The 15,063-nt window shown below is 50.3% G+C and carries 10 protein-coding genes; 5 read left to right on the plus strand and 5 right to left on the minus strand.

Annotation, left to right across the window (positions count from 1 at the left end; translation table 11 throughout):
- The first annotated feature begins 16 nt into the window (after window positions 1-16).
- Window positions 17-1,006 carry a hypothetical protein gene (locus ACJMM9_RS02530; RefSeq protein WP_405323557.1) on the plus strand — a complete coding sequence of 330 codons (990 nt, stop codon included), beginning with the start codon at window positions 17-19 and terminating at the stop codon, window positions 1,004-1,006.
- Here the strand turns inward: ACJMM9_RS02530 and ACJMM9_RS02535 are convergent.
- Window positions 1,003-2,619 (minus strand): SO_0444 family Cu/Zn efflux transporter, encoded by a 1,617-nt coding sequence (locus tag ACJMM9_RS02535; protein ID WP_405323560.1) that lies wholly within the window; start codon window positions 2,617-2,619, stop codon window positions 1,003-1,005. The two genes, ACJMM9_RS02530 and ACJMM9_RS02535, sit on opposite strands and share 4 nt — an antisense overlap.
- Before the next feature lie 2 nt (window positions 2,620-2,621).
- Complete coding sequence (locus ACJMM9_RS02540) at window positions 2,622-2,948, minus strand: helix-turn-helix transcriptional regulator (RefSeq protein ID WP_254917473.1); 327 nt, start codon at window positions 2,946-2,948, stop codon at window positions 2,622-2,624.
- A 191-nt stretch (window positions 2,949-3,139) separates the two neighbouring features.
- Here ACJMM9_RS02540 and ACJMM9_RS02545 point away from each other — a divergent pair, with 191 nt between their 5' ends.
- The 4 genes from ACJMM9_RS02545 (at window position 3,140) to ACJMM9_RS02560 (ending at window position 11,451) form a co-directional block, all read left to right on the plus strand.
- On the plus strand, window positions 3,140-3,940 hold the full coding sequence (locus ACJMM9_RS02545; protein ID WP_405323564.1) for an outer membrane beta-barrel protein: 801 nt from the start codon (window positions 3,140-3,142) through the stop codon (window positions 3,938-3,940).
- A 56-nt stretch (window positions 3,941-3,996) separates the two neighbouring features.
- The gene (locus tag ACJMM9_RS02550; protein ID WP_405323567.1) at window positions 3,997-5,586 is read left to right on the plus strand and encodes an NAD(P)H-hydrate dehydratase; all 1,590 of its coding nucleotides are present in this window, start codon (window positions 3,997-3,999) and stop codon (window positions 5,584-5,586) included.
- Between the two features lie 510 nt (window positions 5,587-6,096).
- On the plus strand, window positions 6,097-8,964 hold the full coding sequence (polA, locus tag ACJMM9_RS02555; protein WP_405323570.1) for a DNA polymerase I: 2,868 nt from the start codon (window positions 6,097-6,099) through the stop codon (window positions 8,962-8,964).
- A 396-nt stretch (window positions 8,965-9,360) separates the two neighbouring features.
- Window positions 9,361-11,451, plus strand: coding sequence for a glycoside hydrolase family 5 protein (locus ACJMM9_RS02560; protein WP_405323573.1), 2,091 nt, complete (start codon window positions 9,361-9,363; stop codon window positions 11,449-11,451).
- Between the two features lie 86 nt (window positions 11,452-11,537).
- Here ACJMM9_RS02560 and ACJMM9_RS02565 read toward each other — a convergent pair whose 3' ends face one another.
- The 3 genes from ACJMM9_RS02565 to ACJMM9_RS02575 all read right to left on the minus strand — a co-directional run bounded on the left by ACJMM9_RS02565 (window position 11,538) and on the right by ACJMM9_RS02575 (window position 14,810).
- Window positions 11,538-12,800, minus strand: coding sequence for a hypothetical protein (locus ACJMM9_RS02565; RefSeq protein WP_405323575.1), 1,263 nt, complete (start codon window positions 12,798-12,800; stop codon window positions 11,538-11,540).
- Window position 12,801: 1 nt separating this feature from the next.
- Window positions 12,802-13,635: a TIGR02147 family protein gene (locus tag ACJMM9_RS02570; RefSeq protein ID WP_088640850.1), complete on the minus strand. Its 834-nt coding sequence runs from the start codon at window positions 13,633-13,635 to the stop codon at window positions 12,802-12,804.
- A 200-nt stretch (window positions 13,636-13,835) separates the two neighbouring features.
- Window positions 13,836-14,810 (minus strand): hypothetical protein, encoded by a 975-nt coding sequence (locus ACJMM9_RS02575; RefSeq protein WP_405323580.1) that lies wholly within the window; start codon window positions 14,808-14,810, stop codon window positions 13,836-13,838.
- Window positions 14,811-15,063 lie beyond the last annotated feature (253 nt).

A 15,063-nucleotide genomic window follows, 5' to 3' on the forward strand; every position in this document is an offset into this window, starting at 1 on the left:
AGAAGAGGATGTTGGTATGAAATATTCTCTTATAAAAAAAACTTCAGGTGTATTTACGACAGCGGCATTTGTCGCCATAATACTTCCGTTTTCTGCAACGCATTCCTTTGCCGAAGACGAAAAAAAATTCGAGCATACGCTAACCGTTGATGGTGCATACTACCTCAAAAGCGATTACAAAAAAGGTGGCGACCACTTCGCCAAAGTGACCGGGCCTTTCGACGGGATTCTCGCCAAAGCAACTTGGGCGACCTCATACACGATTCCCACCCCGCTTGGCGAAGGAGCACTTCTATCCAGCGCCGATGTCGAACTAAAAGGTTCGGTGGAATTTTCACCGCTCACCATCCGCCCGATCGTAACCGTCACATTTTCACCATTGCCGTTCCTCCTTTTTGATGCCGGCGCAAGCATAGGAACCGGCTGGAATCTACTCGGCTTCGAGGGTTTCTGCAAATTCCAGAACAACAAATACGAAAACCTAACCCCATTCACGCACTACTACCACACGCACTGGCTCGGCGCAACATTCCAGTTTGATACAGGCGCACTTATCGAAGGCGACTGGACACACGTTATCTTATACACCTATTACCAAATGATCTATCAGGGAATTACAGGTCTAGACAAAGGAACTTTTTGGGCTTGGCAAAACACTGAAGGATATGTAAACGGGCTAGGTTACGATTTTACAGCGATGATCGGCTACAAGATGCCCCTATTTGTCGAAATGGTCGGCATCATGGCAAATCTTTACGGGCAATACAGCAAAAAGGATTACGGACAGTTTGCAGATACTTACAATAAATTCATGATAGCCAAGCTGCACCTTATCGCAAAGCTCGCCCTGAACGATAAGAATTCATTGATCGTCGCCACAACGATTTCAAGCCGCAGAAGTTTTTCGACCGAACACACAAAAGGTGAGGAAGAACCTCACCTTATAAAATCTGGACGCGAATGGTATTTTGATAGAATAGCGCTTAGCTGGAAACGCGAATTTTAAGCGTTAGCAGCTCCGACAAATTCAAAGCCAGCTTCTTCAACAGCCGTTTTCAAAGCGGCCTCGTCGATATCATCGTCGTCGTGCCATTCCACGTGCAACGATTTGCTTGCAACATCGGCTTCAGCAAATACAACTCCATCGAGCGGGCGAACCGCTTTCTCGACACAAGCCTTGCAATGACTGCAATTCATGCCGTTCACGCGGTAGGTTTTAGAGACCGGCTCAGAATGAGCCAAGGTCGCTGAGCCTGCCGAAGCGCCGTGATGATGTTCATGATGATCGTGTTCACCGTGTTCATGGCATCCGCAAGAGTCGCCGCATTCGCAGTGACCATGTTCGTGATCATGTTCATCGTGCTCATGACATTCGCAATGGTCATCTTCGCAAGAGTCTGCGCACTTGCAGGAATCGCCGCAGCCACAGCCGCAACCGCAATGACCGTCACAGCCCTTATGCGCAAACTTTGCGTACAGCATAAATGCAGCCAAGAGTCCAGCGCAAACGTAATCGAACACACCTAAAGCCTCGTGTCCATGGCAATCCGCAGAACCTTGCGGAAGCATCGCCGAGAGGAACGTATCCATAAAGAACGTATCGACGATAAAGCCAAAGAACATCGCGCCAAACGCAATCGAGAACAAGTATGCAGCGAGCGTACGCTTGCCAAAAGCCTTACCGACCACAAGCATCGAAGCGATACTCGTTGCAGGCCCAGCCATCAAAAGCACAAGGGCTGCCCCCGGAGTAATTCCCTTCGCCACAAGGGCGAGTGCAAGCGGAATAGAACCCGTAGCGCACGTGTACATCGGCATTGCCAAAAGCAATACGCAGACCATGCAGAGAATCGGGTATTCACGCAGCGCGAGGAACAGTTCGTTCGGAACAAATGCAGAAATCAACGCACCAAGCACAAGGCCAATCATGAGCCACTTGCTCACATCGCCCACCATGTTCACAAGGCCATAGCGGAACGTCTCCTTGACCTTTCCCAAGAACGTCGCGGATGGCGCATCATGGTCATCGTCACAGCAGCAACCGCAATGTTCGTGTTCGTGATGATGGCCGCCACATTCACAATGATCATCATCGCAATCATCGTGATCGCCGCATTCGCAGTGATCATGATGATGTTCATGATCGTGATGTTCACGCTTCACAGCCGAACCGTCATGCACCGCAGCAGCATTTTCTACAGGTTCACCACGCGTTGCAAAGTTCGTCAGCACACCGCCAAACAAAGCCGTCACAAACGCCGCCACCGGACGCAAAATAGCGAACGGGAGTCCCAACAGCGAATACGTCGCCAAGATGGAATCTACTCCCGTCGCAGGAGTCGAAATCAAGAAACTCACGCTGGCGCCCTTGCTTGCGCCTTCCTTGCGGATCGCAATCGATGTCGGAATCACGCCACAGCTACAAATCGGGAGCGGAACACCAAAGATTGCCGCCCAGAGCACCGACGCAAAATTCGACTTTGCAATTTTAGGCACATACAAGTGATTCGGCACCCAGACATGCAAAATTCCCGCAAGCAAAAAGCCAAGCAAAAGGAAAGGAGCCATCTCCGAAAAAAGCGTGATAAACTCCCAGACAAAATCAGTAACAAAGTTCATTTTTAGCCCTTCTTCTTATGCAAAATGTGAGCAAGACCCGTATTGAAAATCTCGCCGATATGTTCGTCATCAAGTGAGTAATAAATCTTGCGACCGTCACGAGTCGGCTTCACAAGATTCGCCGTTCGCAAAATGCGCAGCTGGTGGCTCACCACGGACTGTTCAAGGTTCAATTTCTCAGCAATGGCACTCACGGACATCTCGCCCGAAAGGAGCAGGTGAATCACGCGAATGCGCGTCGTATCGCCAAAGAACTTGAAGAATTCAGACAGTTCAAATAGCGTATCGAGCGAAACATTTTGCGTATTCGGTTCTTTATGCATATCCATACCCGTTTTAATAGTTTAAATACATGAACAACAATTCATATATACATATTTTCATTTAACATGGCAAGGGTTCCATTCCCTCCAAAAAGACTCTTTAGCGCCTATTACGACAACAATGCAACGCCGTCTTTATTATATTTTCATTACAAGTTAGGAGACAATCATCGGAATTGCCTCGAAAAGGAGTTTTTATGAAGAAATTTGCAACCGTCGTTTTGACCGCACTTTGCGCAACAGCCATTGCTACAGCACAACCAACTGATCAGCCCTCCGCATACGCACCGCAAGCAGCCCCGGCTCAAGCAGCCGCGCCCATCGACGCACAGCCTGCAACAGAAGCACAAACCAATGACGCCATGCCTATCGATGAACAGCCAGTCCCTGCACCCAAGAAAGGGAATATCGGCATTGGCGCAAAAACTTCTTTTATTTTCGGTAACTTCTGGGGATTTAAGGATCTTTCTGACGGTCTAGACGAGCCGAGCGGTTTTGGCGGCGATTTTGGCGTAGCACTTCGTTTTGACATCATCGACGGCCTCAAGTTTTCTCCAGAAATCGCATTCCGCTTTTTGAACCTGAACCACGAAGACGAAGAAGACAACCTTTACAGAAGCTATAACCAAATGTTTATCGATCTCGCATTTTTCATGCGCGGATCCATCACAAACACATTCTATCTCGAAGTCGGTCCGCAAATTTCAATCAACGTCCACGGGAGTTACAAGATTGACGGCGGCATGGAATTCGAACATATCGAACAAGCCCCGGTTGAACTTGGCATCAATATCGGTGCGGGATACTATGTTTTAGACAACTTGTCCATCGGATTCCGTTGGTACATGGGATTCAACGAAGTTTTCCCCGATGTTAAATATTACTACGATGAAGATTTCAAGCCCGGCAAAGATGACAACAGCAGCTGGTCAACGCTCAATCTCAAGGGCGCCCACACGATGATGTACAAGATAGGTATCACCTACTGGTTCATTTAATCAAAATGCGTTCGCTCCAGTCCTTAAATTTGCAACCGGTCCTTTCAACCGAAGGCATGCGTAATCTTGACGCTGCGTCAAAAGCATATCTGGCCAAAAAGACGACGAGCGAACCATCCGAAAAAGACGTCATCCAAAGCGGATACACGTTAATGCAAGAGGCAGGTCTTGCTTTATACAAGTTCGTTCAATCAAAAGCGCTCGCGCCCATCGCCATTTTCATTGGCAGCGGGAATAACGGAGGAGACGGACTTGTACTTGCAAAGCTCCTTTTGCAAGCAGGGATTCAAAGCACAGTCTTTAGCCTTGCACCAGAAAGCAAATTCAAGAACGAAGCCAAATTAGCGCTTGACGATTTTTTGCAGGCAGGCGGCTCTCTTTTTGATTTCAAGAAAATCACCGAAGAACCCAAGCAAGCCTCATTCTTTTTGCACGACGGATTCAAGCTCGTCGTCGATTGCATGCTCGGAAACGGAGCCAAGGGCGAGCTTCGCACGGAATTTGCGACAGCCGTAGAAGTCATTAACGAAAGCGAACTTCCAGTTATCGCAGCAGATGCGCCCACAGGTTACGATTCAAGCGCTCACATTTGCAATGGCACCTGCGCTCACGCGAACGAAACCATGCTGTTCGGATTTCCGCGTTTGGACGCCTACACAAAAGAAGGCGGGCCTGCATTCGGGAACGCAGTTGTTGCCCCGCTAAACTATCCAGACAAAGTCGTTCAGCAATTTGACGAAAAAATTTATCTCGTCACAGAAGAAGCAATTCCGCAACTTTTGCCCAAGCGCGATGAATGGGGAGACAAGCGAAATCAAGGGACCGCGTTCATCATTGCAGGTTCAAAGGACATGCCGGGTGCAGCAGCGCTTTGCACAGAAGCCGCGCTCCGCGGCGGCGCGGGATTAGTTACGCTAGCAACGACGGAAGCGATTACGCCGATCATCCAGGCAAAGCTTTCGGAACCTGTATTTTGCAGTCTCGAGAACTGTGCCAGTTCCGAGAATCGCGGGACTTTGCAGTCGCAGCACATTCCGACATTGTTAAAGCGCGCAAAGTACGCAAGCGCAATCGCCATTGGCCCCGGGCTTTCGACGAACGCAGGCACAGTCCAGGCCGTTCTTGATTTTCTCCCGCAGTTGAGTGCAGCGACCGTCATCGACGCCGACGCCTTAAACGCCATTGCGACACTAAACGAAAACGCCACCGCCATAAGCAACTGCGCGACAATCCAGTATTTGTGCAATTTGCAATCGCCCGCTATTTTAACGCCCCACGTGCGAGAATTTGCAAGGCTCTTCGGAGATCTTCCTACCAACTGCTGCGAAATTCCAAGCCGTTTAAGAGAAATCGCTCAAAGCACAGATAAAGTCATTTTGCTAAAAGGCGCTCCAACATATATCGCCTCGCCTGACGGCAAAGTCTACATCATCCCCGTCGCCAATTCTGGGATGGCAAAAGGCGGAAGCGGAGATGTACTTTCGGGAATTATCGTTGCGCTCCTCGCGCAAGGTCTCACCGCAACAGAAGCCGCCGTACTCGGCGCACTTTTGCACCAGAAAGCAGGCCGCATCACACGCGAAGAACTCGGCGCATTCAGCATGCTCCCCAGCGACATCATCAAGAATTTGCACAAAGCATTTTAAAGCGAACAACGCATAAATTTCGAAAATTGCTTTTTCGCCGATTTTTACGTCAAAAAAAGAGCAATTTTGGCATTTTTCACGTAAAATTCCATATAAATTAATCAAATTTTTCTCTAAGCATTTGCTTTTTCCTATTTTTCGCCGATTTTTATGGTCCAACAAAGCCTTTTTTGAACATTTTTTCATCAATTCGTCTCCAAAATCAGCGATTCGAGCAAAAACATTACAAACAACATCTCAAAATTACGTCAAATAAGCGCAAACGAGGTAGATTTTTACGTAAATTTCGCCATTTTTCAGAAATTTGATTTTTTACGGACCCGAGCAACACCCACAAGCACATTTCTTCCACACTTTACTTCCTACTTATTGCGCTTCGCGCCAAAACTGCTTCGGTTCGGTTATACAGGCAAGCAAGCTTACCTGTGTAACTTTCACAAGCTCATTTCTCCCACCATTTACTGCCGACTTCCTACTTCCTACTTCCTACTTATTACTACATTCCTCAATATGGCAGAAAAGACTTTACTACTTCTTGATTCCTTCGCACTCGCGTTCCGCATGTTCTACGCTTACAGCCAGAACCCGCTCGTCAACAGCAAGGGCGAAGACGTTTCCATGATGCACGGCTACTGGGGCGCAGTACTTCGCATTTTGGCAAAGCACAAGCCCACGCATTTTGCAATCGCCCGCGATGTCGCGCATACAAAGACTTTCCGCCACGAACTTTACCCGGACTACAAGGCCAATCGCGGCCCCATGCCCGAAGAAATGGCAGCGCAAATGCCGCTCCTCTGCGAATCGATGGAAGCTAGCGGCATCCCGCTTTTGTCAGAGCCCGGCTACGAAGCCGACGACGTGATGGCAAGCGCCGCCGAAGCAGCCGTCAAGGCTGGATTTGACCATGTCGTGATCATCAGCAAAGACAAGGACATGTCGCAAATCGTGACCGACAAGATCCACCTTTTCCACTTGGAAAAAGGCGCCGACGGCATTGATTTTGGACCGCAGCAGGTCCTCGAAAAATACGGCATTCCGCCAGAAAAAATCCGCGACTATCTCGCCCTCATGGGCGACTCGAGCGATAACGTTCCGGGCGTACCGAAAGTTGGTCCGAAGACAGCCATCCAGCTGTTGACCGAATACGGCGACATGGACAACATTTACGCAAACCTCGACAACATCAAAAAGAAAGGCTTGCACGATAACCTCGCGAACAACAAGGAACAGGCGTTTCTCAGCCGCGAACTCGTGACGCTACAGACAAAGCGCGCCTACCACGGCAATCTCGACGCACTTGAATTCTGCGGCATCCACAGCGACACACTCGAAAACATTTTCAGGGAACACGAAATCAACAGCCTCATTCGATTGCTCGAAAACGTTCCAAGCAAGACTGGCTTTGTGCGCAAAGACGATTCCGACGGCGACGAATCTCGCGGCACTTTCGAAGGCTCTTCCGACAACGCGTCCGGCGATTCCGCCAAAGTCACAAAAGCCAGCTTCCCCGCCGACATTCCACCAACCTACATCTGCGTCGATAGCGATGAAACATTCGAACAGATGAAGAAGGAATTCGACAAGGCGACCGAAATCGGCATCGACACCGAAACGGATGGACTCGACCCGATGCAATGCAGCATTGTCGGGCTTTGCCTCGCTGCCACAGCAAAAGACGGCAGCGTACCCAAAGGCTACTACATTCCGCTTGGGCATACCGACGACATTGGATTCCCGTACCCCGCCGGCAAGGGTGGCAACTTTGACTTTAACGCCACCAAGAAGTGGTTTATCGAATTTTGGAACGATTCTTGTGACACTAAACGCGCCCTCGTTTTCCACAACGCCAAATTCGACTTGCACGTTCTCGCCCGCACTTTCGGACTCACGCAAAAGCAAATCGACTCCGCGAACATCATCGACACGCTCATCGCCGCATGGATGCTCTCGCCCGGCCAAACCGGGCTTGGCCTCGACAATCAGGTGATGCAACTTTTGCAGCACGAGATGATTCCGATCGAGAACCTCATCGGACGCGGCAAGAACCAAATTACGTTCAACCGCACACCCATCAAGGACGCCACCGAATACGGCGCCGAAGACGCCGTCTACACGCTCCGCCTTTGGGCTCCGCTCCGTGCCAAACTTCAAAAGTACGACTACGAAAAGTACTTCTTCAGCCAGGAAATGCCGCTCCTCAAGGTGCTTTACCAGATGGAAGGCGTCGGCGCATTTGTCGATACCAAGATTCTCAAGAAGCTCGAAACCGACTTGCAGCATCGCATCGAAAAGCTCGAAAAAGAAATCTGCGACATGGCGGGCTGCGAATTCAACATCGGCTCGCCCAAGCAACTCGGCGAAGTGCTTTTTGACACGCTTGGCCTCCCCGAAATCAAGAAGCGCAGCACCGATGCCGCCGTCCTCGAAGAACTCAGCTTCCGCGCCGCGCACCCCATCGTCTTTGCGGTCATCGAATACCGCGAACTCAAGAAGATGCAGAGCACCTATGTTTCCGTGCTCCCGACGCTCGTGAACCCGGACACCAAGCGCATCCACACGAGCTTTATCCAGTGGGGCACCGCAACAGGCCGCCTCTCGAGCCGCGACCCGAACTTGCAAAACATCCCCGTCCGTAGCGATCTCGGCAAGCAAATCCGCGCCGCATTCGTACCGCAGAACCCGAACAACGTGATTCTCGCGGTGGACTACTCGCAGATTGAGCTCCGCATGCTCGCCCACCTGAGCGGCGACGAAGCGCTCATCGAAAGCTACAAGGAAGGCATCGACATCCACGCCCGCACAGCAGCCGCCATCAACCGCGTAAGCCTCGAAAACGTGACCGCCGACATGCGCCGTGACGCGAAGGTCGTGAACTTCGGTGTGCTTTACGGCATGACCGCCTTCCGCCTCTCCCGCGACCTGAAAATTCCGATGGCGCAGGCCAAGAGCTTTATTGACGGCTATTTCGAAATGTACCAGGGCGTGCAAAAGTTCATCGACGAGACCAAGGCCGCCGCCCACCGCGACGGCTACGTCGAAACGCTTTCCGGCCGCCGCCGCTACATCGCAGGCATCGACAGCTCCGACCGCATGGAATCGCAAATGGCCGAACGCATGGCCGTGAACACCCCCGTGCAAGGGAGCGCCGCAGACCTCATCAAGATCGCCATGATCCGCATCCAAAAACGCATCAACGACGAGAATCTCCCGCTCCGCATGATGCTCCAGGTGCACGACGAACTCGTGTTCGAATGCCCGAAGGATCAGGTCGAAAAACTTTCGCAGATGGTCAAGTCCGAAATGGAAGGCGCCATGGAACTTAAAGTTCCGCTCGTCGCGAGCGTCGGATTCGGCAAAAACTGGTTAGAAGCGCACTAGAGACCGCTCGGCTCAAATTCACTCGAAATATTCCTTCTTCGCCTCGCTTTCGTCAACACGACCCGTTTATACGGGTCGCTTTTGACTCACAGAACCATTCGGCTCCCGTGCCGCACCAAATGTTCTCAAAAAAAGTTCTCAATCAAACGTGATTTAGACCACGTTTGTTCTTACAAACATGCTATTTATTTCTATGTAAATAATTTTTCTGTTGCGATTTCAAACGCTTTCAAGTATATTATAGGACGAAATACGGGTGTATTCTCGCGTGTATGAGAAAATGGGATGTTTGAGATCGGGCTACAAGGCCCAAACGTGTTCTCAAAAAATTTCAAAAATCATAAAATTTTCAGCGAAACGGCACCCAATCACAAGTCTCAACAAGGAGTCTTAGACATGAGATTGAACACCTTTGGCATCGCCGCTAGCTCGATCCTTCTGGCCGCAGCTTCGGCATTTGCCCTTCCCAAGGCAACCGAAATTTACCCCCTGATGGGTCTCGGCTACAACATCGGAAACACGATGGAAGTTCCTGAAAACCCGACTCTTTGGGGCAACCCGTTCCCGGATGCCGCTTACGTGAAGGCAATCAAGGACGCCGGTTTTACGACCGTGCGCATTCCCTGCGCTTGGGACTCCCACGCATCCAACGGCACTATCAACGCTGGCTGGCTCGACTCCGTGAAGACGGTCGTAGATCTCGTCATCAACAACGGCATGTACGCCATTTTGAACAGCCACTGGGACGGCGGCTGGCTCGAAGACCACGTCTTTGACGGTGAAGGTTACGACAAGACGGGCCTCGTGAACAGCTCTGCAGACGCAGTTGCCGCCAAGCAGGAATCCTACTGGACCCAGATCGCTACCAAGTTCGCCGCCTACGACGAACACCTCATCTTCGCATCCGCTAACGAACCGGGCGTAAACGACCCGTGGAACGGCGGTGCCGATAACGGCCAGTGGGCATTCGACGCCACCCGTATGCAGGTCCTCAAGAAATTCCACGAAGCCTGCCTCAAGGCTGTGCGCGCCACAGGCGGCAACAACGCCACCCGTATCGTGGTCGTGCAATCTCCGCGTACCGAAATCGACAAGGCTCCGCTCCTCTCTGAACTTTACCCAGTTGACCCGGCCGGCGAAGGCTACACCATGGCCGAAGTCCACTTCTACCCGTATCAGTTCTCCTTGATGACCAGCGGCGACGAAGACTGGGGCAAGATGTTCTACTACTGGGAAGACCAGACTCCAGGTAACGACGCAGCCCACACATGCTCCGGCTCCGCCCTCGGCTCCAAGAAATCCATCGACCAGCTTTTCAGCGGCCTCAAGACCCGCTTCTACGACAAGGGCATCCCGGTCGTGATCGGCGAAATGGGCGCCGTCAAGCGTCTTGACGAACTTTCCGGCAACAACCTCAAAACCCACTTGAAGGCCCGCGCCGCTTGGTACGGTTACACGGTTGCAGCAGCAAAGAAGAACGGACTCGTTCCTTGCGTGTGGGATACCGGCGACGAAGGCAACGGCAACTTCACCATCATCCGCCGCCAGACCAACAAGTACCAGGGCAAAGTCGGCGACATCACCGATTACGAAACTCTCAACGCCATGCGCGAAGCTTACGACCTCGCCGCAATTCCGGGCAATTCCATCGACTCCACCATCAAGGAAAACCCAGAAATCACCGACGGCGACAACGCCCTCCACATCATTTACAAGACCGTCCAGTCCGACTCTAGCGAAGCTGGCACCATGCGTATCGACGTCAACAAGAGCTGGAGCCAGTACGTCGCCATCTCCTTCGACATGCGAGTCGCAGGCGAATCCGCAGGTCCGTGCTTAGACGCAACCCGCGATGGCTGCGGCGAATACGGCTGGGCAAGCGTTTCGCTCTTCAACATGTCCGGCAGCTGGGACTGGAAGGAAATCAGCCTCGGGAATGTCGACGATCTCGGAACCTTCAAGAATTACAAGATCGAATTCGGCGACGGCGATGATCAGCTCGCCTTCACAGACCTCTCCAAGGTCAACGCCATCGGCATCAATGTTTACGGCACCCAGTTCACTGGCGACATGTACCTCGACAACATCCTCCTCTGGAAGGCCGACGGCACCGCAGACACGCTCCAGAACTTCAACACCAAGAAGCCGAAACTGGAAGGCATCGCCAAGGGTGAACTCGTCCCGGCAAACGCAAATGGCGACTGGGGCAAGGGTTCTATCGGAATTTGCATGCCGCGCGCTGTTGCCGCATCCAGAATGCTCGTAAACGTGCAGCCGGGTACAGTGAAGGCCACCTTCAACACTAACAAGGCCACACGCGGTACCGCAACGCTCATGAACAGCATGGGTCAGATTATCGCACAGCAAAGCTTCAACGCCAAGGCCGGCGCAAACGAAGTCCAGCTGAACACAAGCGCTCGCGGCGCAGCCGTCCTCATCGTCAAGATGGGCAGCCAGAAGAGCGTAAAGCAGATCAAGCTCCGCTAAAAGAACTAATTCTCCTGTTGTTTGGAAAAGGGCCCGGCTTTCGCCGGGTCCTTTTGTTGTCCTCCTCCCCAAAGGAGTTAAAAAATTCACTTAGAGTTTTGCAGCAAACTAGAAAGCATTAACGGAAGGTCATCTGAACTGACACAATAATCTTTTCCAAACTGGCCTATCGGCAATGTAATTGACGTTCTATCGCCAAGCAAGTTTTTCGGCATACGGTTTAAGTTAAACTTCAACGTCAAAAATTCTTTCGACTTATAAGCAAGACACATCTCCTCCCAATTCAAGTTCTCGGCCGAAACTGGCTTTTCAACCCCATCCTTCAGCTGAAACAGGCGAACAGACGCATCAGGCTCATCATCCTCAAAATTGTGCTTCAGGTAGAGAGCTTCGTCATCCATGCTCCAGAACCACGGTCCTTCCGTATCATCACCAGTCAACCCGCCAAGCAACGAATCCAGTACCGAATCAAGAGCCTCATAGACTAGATCTCCAGAGCGACGCTTCACGTCAACCGAGTCCGTTTTATCGCCATCCCCGCCAATCGAGCCTCGGCGATCCTGAGAATCATCAACAGGGGGTTCCAGATAACCATAGTCAAAAGAAATCCCGGACAAGGTCCTTACGGACTTGATGTTAAACTTGTACCCGCCTTCAATCGCCTGGAATTTAAACCGAACAGCAACGAGTTGCTTTGCAGCCTTTGCGCCAGCGTTTCCCTTCCAGTATGCAGGGACATTCGCTCTCGCCCAAGAAGGTATCAAGAAATCATCCCAGCTCAAGCATTTCGAAACAACGGCCCCATCGTACGTTTTAGGCAACGCGGCAGCAGGCTGACCGTAACCAAGGGATTCATTCACTTCTTCGCCCAGATCCAACTCCAGCGTAGGGCTTGCATCAGACGAATAGGAAACGCAGATGCCACCCCAATTCGAGACATCTACCGGCACAGATTCGCCATTTTCATTATTCGCCAGAACGAATCCAAGCGATACAAACGGATGGTAATACAAATCACCCGTTTTCAAAACAGCCGTTCCGCAAATACCGCTGCAAGCCTCGATAATAGGAGCCAAAGGATCCGCACCTTCACCTGGAGCAACAGGCCATTCAACCATCGAAAGGCCGCCATCCTCAACATCAGTCTGTACTTCCCAGAACCAGTGGCCATTTTCAACAGCACCTTTCGGCCATGTCGTAGCATAAACGGCTGTATTGACAGCCAGGTCACCCGCCTCAGGATTCCACAAAACACCGCCTCCCGTAAAAGTATTCGGTTCCGTAGAAGTCCCAGAACAACCCAAGGCAAGAGCCACCACGCCACACACCAAGTACAGGTTTTTCAACATCCTAAGCCTCCTCGTTTTTTACCACTTCTTTTGAGAGCGGGAAAAACTGTAAATTCAATCTATAGACCTGTCTGATATCGCTACATTCTTCAGCAATAGCCACAATCCGTTTACGGCACTCATCCAGCTCGTGCACAATACGTTCATAAGTTTGGCGATTGACACCCATGGTAATGCCCGTAACATTGCGTTCATTCGTCGCAAAACGGTCTAGAGAATCTATAGCAAGGTAGCCCATCTGGCGGTGCATCGACCGTATCGCAATCGGAAGCCCCTCCTTGGAGCCTTCCACGGACTTTTCCGTTTGCTTGTAGACATTTTCATCAACCTGCTTGAGAAATCCCTTATGTTCCAGGAACTGCAACGACTTACGGACTTCCTGTGCAGAAATTTCCTGTGTACAGACTTTTGCAATATCGGCCGGCAAGGCGCCCGGCATCAAAGGCGCCAATTCTCGTACTACAGGATTTTTCCAGCTGTCATAAAATTCAAACGCATCCTTATCGATAATTCGAACTTTATGTTCAAACACCATCGATTGCATTTGATCTAAAAATACTTTCTTAGCTTCATCTGTTTTCGCATTACCGAACTGGACCATGGCTTCGAAATACCTCACTTCAAAACCAACAAGTCCGATAGCTTCGGCGACACGGCCCATCGTAGCCTTACTCAGTTTGGTTTTATTTTCACAAACCATCTTAAGGTACGAAGGTGAAACAAAACCGGCAATTTTTGCAAATTCACGCCACGAAAACGCCGAAGTACGCTTACGTTCTTCATAGTAATCGCCCAAATAAGCGTGATAATCCTGATATTCAATTATCGGTTTCATACAAGTAAAATATATACTCGTCAAAACAGTCAGTCAATATTTTATAGTACATTATTTGTTATTTTACATCAAAATACGCAAATTTAAACCAACATAGAAAATATTCTTATACTATATAGTACACCCTGTACTGTATACGGAAAACGCCGCAGTTTTACCTGCGGCGTTTCTCGAAAATGACATTTGCAATCCGTTAATGGCTAGTCAGAACCTCCGGCATAGAAAACGCCCCCCGAATTATAAGCAGATATGGTTTGCACGTAAAACTTATAGCCACCATCTTTGGGCTTTTCCTGTAACCTAATCTTCACGCCAACAAGCTGCTTAGCCGCCTTAGCACCCGTATCTTCTTTCCAACCATGATCATCACCTTTAAACCAGGACGGGATCTTAAAGGAACTCCACGGAATGCATTTTGAAGTCACCGTAGACGTCTTCGTCAAACCAGCTGACGGCTCTGCATAATTCAGCATCTCCGCGACAGAATCGCCCAAATCCAGTTCTAGCGAAGGCGGAAGTTCAGACATATAAGAGATACAAATACCGCCCCAGTTCGATACATCGACAGGGACAGGACTTCCTGAGCTATCCTTCGCAAGCGTAAAGCCAATCGATACAAACGGTTGATACGTCAAAGAGCCTTTATCCAAAGCAGCCGTACCACAGATTCCATAACAGGAATCCTGAACCACAGCCATCGTATCAATGCCATCAACGAGATCTACAGGCCAAATAATCGATGACTTTCCGCCGTCCTCGTTATCTGTTCCCACAATGCGCCAAAGGCCATCGGCAACAACATTTTTCGGCCATGAAGATTCGGCACATGTCTCAACAGGGACACGCGCTCCCTCCCCTGGATCATCACCGTACCATATTAAACCACGGCACTCACTGGCCGAAGACGTTGCAATCGAGCTAGACGAAGAATTAGCATCGCTAGATGAGAATTCCAAAGACGAACTCGAAGATTCGGCAACGGCTGAACTCGAGGATTCAACAACAGCCGAACTCGACGACTCCTCTACAATAGCGCTTGAAGACTGCTCAACTACAGAACTCGAAGAATCACCCGCAATCGGGTCAATCCCTACATTTGCTCCGTTATCGTCAGAACAGGCTATAAGGGCAAGCGCCGTAAAGCCAACCAAACCACAAAAAAAGTTCTTTTTCATTCCTAGCCTCCTTTTATGCACTCAATATATAAAAAAGCCGTGCAAGCGAACCAAACAAATTCATCCTTATACAAAATAGCGTAATTTTATCAAAAAAAATCACCGCAGTTTTACCTGCGGCGATTTTTTGAAAAGCGACGAGATGCGCCCGCGCAGTGGCGAGCGAAAAATCGCGACTTACCAGATCTTGTCGAACTTCTTCTTGTTCTTTTCTTCGTCCTTCTTTTCCTGAACGATGGCGTCAATAACGGCG

This window comes from Fibrobacter sp. (genome assembly GCF_045112255.1).
Lineage (GTDB): Bacteria > Fibrobacterota > Fibrobacteria > Fibrobacterales > Fibrobacteraceae > Fibrobacter.

What these genes read in the sequence shown, in the direction of transcription:
- ACJMM9_RS02530 (WP_405323557.1), top strand. Translation starts at nt 17, where the DNA reads ATGAAATATTCTCTTATAAAAAAAACTTCAGGTGTATTTACGACAGCG.
- ACJMM9_RS02535 (WP_405323560.1), bottom strand. Translation starts at nt 2,619, where the DNA reads ATGAACTTTGTTACTGATTTTGTCTGGGAGTTTATCACGCTTTTTTCG.
- ACJMM9_RS02540 (WP_254917473.1), bottom strand. Translation starts at nt 2,948, where the DNA reads ATGGATATGCATAAAGAACCGAATACGCAAAATGTTTCGCTCGATACG.
- ACJMM9_RS02545 (WP_405323564.1), top strand. Translation starts at nt 3,140, where the DNA reads ATGAAGAAATTTGCAACCGTCGTTTTGACCGCACTTTGCGCAACAGCC.
- ACJMM9_RS02550 (WP_405323567.1), top strand. Translation starts at nt 3,997, where the DNA reads ATGCGTAATCTTGACGCTGCGTCAAAAGCATATCTGGCCAAAAAGACG.
- polA (WP_405323570.1), top strand. Translation starts at nt 6,097, where the DNA reads ATGGCAGAAAAGACTTTACTACTTCTTGATTCCTTCGCACTCGCGTTC.
- ACJMM9_RS02560 (WP_405323573.1), top strand. Translation starts at nt 9,361, where the DNA reads ATGAGATTGAACACCTTTGGCATCGCCGCTAGCTCGATCCTTCTGGCC.
- ACJMM9_RS02565 (WP_405323575.1), bottom strand. Translation starts at nt 12,800, where the DNA reads ATGTTGAAAAACCTGTACTTGGTGTGTGGCGTGGTGGCTCTTGCCTTG.
- ACJMM9_RS02570 (WP_088640850.1), bottom strand. Translation starts at nt 13,635, where the DNA reads ATGAAACCGATAATTGAATATCAGGATTATCACGCTTATTTGGGCGAT.
- ACJMM9_RS02575 (WP_405323580.1), bottom strand. Translation starts at nt 14,810, where the DNA reads ATGAAAAAGAACTTTTTTTGTGGTTTGGTTGGCTTTACGGCGCTTGCC.